We start from the raw sequence: 512 nt of genomic DNA on the forward strand, positions 1-512 counted from the left end.
TTTTTGAACGCCCCCTTCGGTCCCAGGATTCTTTTAAGTCGGCCATGATCTCCCTCGAGAACGTTGTTCAGGTATTTCACCTGCCGGTGCTCCACCGTCTGAGGGCAGATTCCCTCCGCCTTCAGCTCGGATATTGCCTTGGCCAGAGCTGGTGCCTTGTCGGTGTTGATGACCCGCGGGGACCCGGCTGTCGTATTCGATCGCAGCGTCTTGGCCAGGAAACGCTTGGCCGCAGCCACATTCCGTTTTGGTGAGAGGTAGAAGTCTAAGGTCTGCCCACCGGCGGTAATAGCCCGGTAGAGATAGCACCACGTGCCGCCGACCCGGATATAGGTCTCATCCACCCGCCAGGACCGGGCCTGCCAGTCGGGTACCTGCCGGTACCAGCGAGTGTGCTTATCCAGCTCAGGGGCGTATTTCTGCACCCAGCGGTAGATCGTGGTGTGATCGACTGGCACACCCCGCTCGGTCATCATTTCTTCGAGGTCGCGGTAGCTCACGCCGTAGCGGCA

At 60.0% G+C, this 512-nt stretch carries 1 protein-coding gene; it reads right to left on the reverse strand.

Translation table 11 applies throughout. The annotated features are described in order from the left end of the window. Positions 1-512, reverse strand: a 512-nt coding sequence (locus MHK00_RS11865) for an IS6 family transposase (protein WP_250412019.1), incomplete at both ends; no start/stop codon positions are given.

The organism is Corynebacterium tuberculostearicum (assembly GCF_022347385.1).
In the GTDB taxonomy this organism is placed as follows: domain Bacteria; phylum Actinomycetota; class Actinomycetes; order Mycobacteriales; family Mycobacteriaceae; genus Corynebacterium; species Corynebacterium tuberculostearicum_M.